This window comes from Hydrogenovibrio sp. 3SP14C1, assembly GCF_029625905.1.
Taxonomy (GTDB): Bacteria; Pseudomonadota; Gammaproteobacteria; order Thiomicrospirales; family Thiomicrospiraceae; genus Hydrogenovibrio.
Genome location: NZ_JARTLM010000325.1, coordinates 1 through 236 on the forward strand (window position 1 = coordinate 1; position 236 = coordinate 236).

Sequence of the window (236 nt, forward strand, 5' to 3'; positions counted from 1 at the left end):
CGGCTAACGAAAGATCCAGATTTGCGTTATACCGGCAACGGAACAGCTGTAGCAGCCTTTACTATGGCGGTAGAGCGCAGCTTTAACGGCGCCGATGGACAAAAGCAAACAGACTTTATCAGCTGTGTCGTGTGGCGTAAGCAGGCTGAAACGTTGGCTAATTACACACGTAAAGGCTCGTTGCTAGGTGTTCAAGGACGCCTGCAAAGTCGTAGTTACGATAACCAACAAGGACA

At 49.6% G+C, this 236-nt stretch carries 1 protein-coding gene; it reads left to right on the top strand.

Annotated elements, in window-relative coordinates:
• The coding region (ssb, locus tag P8629_RS12710; protein WP_278166445.1) for a single-stranded DNA-binding protein at positions 1 to 236 on the top strand (236 nt) is incomplete at both ends.